Genomic DNA, 3,864 nt, shown 5'->3' with positions numbered 1-3,864 from the left:
ATCCTAGCCCCTTTCATGTAATTTCCGTTTGCGGACAGGTGCATACGACACCAGTGATACAGCAATAGTATAGACCGTAAAATGCCAACGCAATTAACATATATTTACAAATAACGAGCTGGATAGGCAAATCAGATTGGATATTTATATCTATATTCGACCAAGATCGTATGCTCGGGCAGCCTCCTCGCCTGCGCACGCCAAATTGGCTACAGCCTCCTGCATGCCAAGCGCTTCCTCAAGGCTCATGGGCTTGCGGCATATCGGCAGAACCAGATCGACACCCTGCCCATACACCGCATCCAGGTTGTCGGCACGACCGCCCACGACGGCGACCACCGGCTTGCTATATCGCTTCGCACGACGGGCCACGCCCACCGGCGCCTTACCGGCGGCGGATTGCTCGTCCATATTGCCCTCGCCCGTTATGACCAGGTCGGCATCGCACACGCGCTCGTCAAACCCCACGAGGTCGAGCACCGTCTCTACACCCGAGCGCAACTCGGCGCCGAGCGCCAGCAGTGCGGCACCCAAGCCACCCGCCGCGCCCGCGCCGGGCACGCCGAGCACCGAGCCAAATGCCCGTGCGCCCTCGGGTGTGCGCAACAACCCCTGAGCCCGCGCCCTAGCAATCGCCGTATCGAGCAGGCGGCCATAGCCGACCATCCATCCGTCGTATTTGCCCAGGGCCTCGGCATCCCCCGTCGGCAGGCCCTTCTGTCCACCGAACACCGCAAGCGCGCCGCGACGCCCCACGAGTGGGTTCTCGACATCGGAGAGCACCACGACACGCACGCCGCCCAGTACCTCAAGCGCCGGCGCCAAATCAACGCTCGCTGCCTGCTCAAGGCCCGCAAGACCGGGGGCGATATTGCAGCCACACTCATCGACAAGATGCGCGCCCAGCGCCTGCAGCATACCGGCGCCGCCATCGTTGGTAGCGCTGCCGCCCAAGCCAATATAGATAGTCTTTGCCCCAGCACGGACCGCGCGAAGCATGAGCTCGCCCACGCCATAGGTCGAAGCCGCAAGCGCCGCCGATTCCGTGCAGGGCGAATACCCAATACCCGCCGCCTCGGCCATCTCGATTACGGCCGACTTGCGCTCGCCGTCCACCAGCATCCGGGCAGACACGCGGTCGCCCAAGGGGGCTGCAACCTCGCAGGTCACAAGCTCGCCACCGCAGGCGGCAACGGCGTCGAGCGTTCCCTCGCCACCATCTGCCAGCGGCAAAGCGCTCAGCTCGGCATCGGGCCACACCTGGCACACGCCTTCGGCAACGGCCGCCTCCGCCTGCGCGCTCGAAACGCTGCCCTTAAAGGAGTCGATCGCCAACAGCACACGGCGGGGCCGGCGGCACGCGACACCAAAATCGACCGCCTCAACGGCAATATCTTCGGCACACGTGAGTGCCTTGGCATGAGCGACATGCGCCTCAAGATCGGCCCCACAACCGCAGACAGCACCATCGGTGTCACGCAGCCCACTAAAATAGCCGCTCAACACCTCACGGCACTCGTCTGCCAGCACGCCGGCGGTCACATTAAACCGATGGTTCAGGCGCGAATCGGCATTGAGGTCATACAGCGAGCCCACCGCGCCCGCCTTGGCATCGGCCGCACCATACACGCAACGCCCCACGCGCGCGTTAACCATAAGCCCCGCGCACATGCAGCAGGGTTCGAGCGTCACGTAGACCGTACAATCGGAAAGGCGCCAACGCCCAAGCGTCTGAGCGGCGGCGCACAGGGCCAAAAACTCGGCATGTGCCGAAGGGTCCTGGTCGAGCTCACGGCGATTATGCGCCCTCGCGACAATCTCGCCCGCACGCACCACCACAGCACCAATCGGCACCTCGCCCACTGTCGCAGCGGCGCGCGCCTCCGCCAGCGCCTCGCGCATGAACTTCTCGTCGATTTCGGTGATCGTCATCGTTCGCCTTCCCTGTTGCAAATTCAAAACGATGCTATCATTACGACTCACGGAGAGATGGCAGAGCGGTTGAATGCGGCGGTCTTGAAAACCGTTGAGCGCGAGAGCGTTCCGGGGGTTCGAATCCCCCTCTCTCCGCCACCTTAGTGATTCACCGGCGTCATGGTGCGCTCAAACAGCGCATCGATCACGTCGGCCATCTCGGGTCGACGCTCAAGATCGTGGCCCGATTCCCACCAATTTGTGAACACTCGAATAATGCCACCGGCGATAAATTCCGATGTCGTCTCGAGCGAAACGGGCGCCAGGGCGTCTTCGGCAAGCGAGCTCATCACGCGCTCACGGATGGAATGCGCGATGCGGTCGCAAATCATGCCGGTCAGCATGCCCGACATGCTGCTCGCCAAAAGGTTATCCATGAGCTGCTCATGCGCCAGTACCATATTCATGGCATCGTCAAAGACCTCATGGCGAAGCGCCCGTACATCCACAAGCGGCTCCGCGTCCGCTGCGTCGGTCTGGTTTTGCGGCAAGCCCGTCATAAGCTCATCGATATAGAAGGCAAAATAATCGTTTTTATCGCGAAAATGCTTATAGAACGTCGTGCGGCGAATCAGGGCCCGGTCGCAAAGCATGGCAACCGTCAAATCCTCAAACCGATACTCTTCCAAAAGCTCGGTAAAGGCGTCGAACAGGGCACGATAGGTTTTCTTGATGCGAAGGTCCATCCGTATCGCCATCCTCAAGGCGTAGACAGCATTCCGTAATTTGTCGCATATCTTACACCTGTACCACCCGTTCGATATTGGCGCCCCCTCCCTGGTTGAAACAAAACGCTTACCGGAAAGTTCGGCACCGCCAAAGGTTGCGGGTATACTAGATACGTTATACCAACAACGGCCGGCGCAAAACGCCGCTGCCATTCGAAACGGAGACATCATGCTTCCCGTCATCATCGGTATCGTTGTTGTCGTTGTGATCGTCTGCGCCATCGCTGGCATCTACAACAACATGGTTACCAAGCGCAATCGTATCGATAACGCCTGGCAGAACATCGACACGCAGCTGCAGCGCCGCAACGACCTGATCCCCAACCTGGTCGAGACCGTCAAGGGCTACGCCAAGCACGAGCAGGACACGCTCGCCGCCGTGATCAACGCGCGCAACACCGCCGTAAGCGCCACCACCCCCGAGGCCAAAATGGAAGCCGACAACGTGCTGACCGGTGCACTGCGCCAGCTCTTTGCCGTGGCCGAGGCCTACCCCGACCTTAAGGCGAACACCAACTTTATGCAGCTCCAGGCTACGCTCGAGGACACCGAGAACAAGGTGAGCTACGCGCGCCAGAGCTACAACGACTGCGTGCTCAGCTACAACAACGCCATCCAGACGTTCCCGGCCGTTATCTTTGCCGGCATCTTCCAGTTTAAGGAGCGCCAGGGCTTCGAGGCCGCCGAAGCTGCCCGCCAGGCACCGACCGTCAAGTTCTAACAGATCCGCAGCGTATCCTTAATCGGGTATATGCATAAACCGTCCCGTCGAATGCATACTTCGGCGGGACGGTTGCTTTTTGCCCACAGGTACCCCAGTGGGCGGCGTGCAAATTTTGGAGTTTTCAGCATCCTGGAGCCCAAAGGAACAGGAACGGGCCCACAAAACCGCGTTGAAAACCCTGATTCTGAGCCCTCAGCACCTCAGGGATCACTCATTTTCTACAGGATGCGGCTCACGGCGCCTGACTTTCGCCCAAAATCCCGTATGCATGCGCACCCGGCTGCTGAAAACTCCCAAAAATGTACGCCCCGTCCCACCCCAGGCGAGCGGCAACCGGAAAACCGCGCACGCACCTCTTCCTGGTGCGCGGTTTTCCTACAGAACCGCGCGGGGTCACTAGGGCCAAGCTCCTTATGGAGCCCACACCCAGGCGCACTC

General features: G+C 60.5%; 3 protein-coding genes and 1 tRNA gene. 2 read left to right on the top strand and 2 right to left on the bottom strand.

The window, feature by feature from the left end; genetic code table 11:
• Positions 1–150 precede the first annotated feature (150 nt).
• Positions 151–1,932 carry a tRNA adenosine(34) deaminase TadA gene (gene tadA / locus ACQRCA_RS08250; RefSeq protein WP_427719862.1) on the bottom strand — a complete coding sequence of 594 codons (1,782 nt, stop codon included), beginning with the start codon at positions 1,930–1,932 and terminating at the stop codon, positions 151–153.
• A 51-nt stretch (positions 1,933–1,983) separates the two neighbouring features.
• On the opposite strand from tadA, the gene ACQRCA_RS08245 reads away from it, so the two are divergent.
• Positions 1,984–2,073, top strand: a tRNA-Ser gene (locus tag ACQRCA_RS08245).
• A gap of 2 nt (positions 2,074–2,075) precedes the next feature.
• On the opposite strand, the gene ACQRCA_RS08240 is transcribed toward ACQRCA_RS08245, so the two are convergent.
• Positions 2,076–2,660 carry a TetR/AcrR family transcriptional regulator gene (locus ACQRCA_RS08240; RefSeq protein WP_427719861.1) on the bottom strand — a complete coding sequence of 195 codons (585 nt, stop codon included), beginning with the start codon at positions 2,658–2,660 and terminating at the stop codon, positions 2,076–2,078.
• Positions 2,661–2,871: 211 nt separating this feature from the next.
• Between ACQRCA_RS08240 and ACQRCA_RS08235 the strand changes: the two genes are divergently transcribed.
• Positions 2,872–3,423, top strand: coding sequence for a LemA family protein (locus tag ACQRCA_RS08235; protein WP_427719860.1), 552 nt, complete (start codon positions 2,872–2,874; stop codon positions 3,421–3,423).
• Positions 3,424–3,864 lie beyond the last annotated feature (441 nt).

It is taken from the genome of Collinsella sp. SGI.095 (assembly GCF_050314535.1).
GTDB lineage: Bacteria > Actinomycetota > Coriobacteriia > Coriobacteriales > Coriobacteriaceae > Collinsella.
This window is presented reverse-complemented; position numbering and strand designations above follow the sequence as displayed.

Bases quoted from the DNA above. Each gene is read 5' to 3' on its own strand.
- tadA (WP_427719862.1), bottom strand. From the start codon at position 1,932: ATGACGATCACCGAAATCGACGAGAAGTTCATGCGCGAGGCGCTGGCG.
- ACQRCA_RS08240 (WP_427719861.1), bottom strand. From the start codon at position 2,660: ATGGACCTTCGCATCAAGAAAACCTATCGTGCCCTGTTCGACGCCTTT.
- ACQRCA_RS08235 (WP_427719860.1), top strand. From the start codon at position 2,872: ATGCTTCCCGTCATCATCGGTATCGTTGTTGTCGTTGTGATCGTCTGC.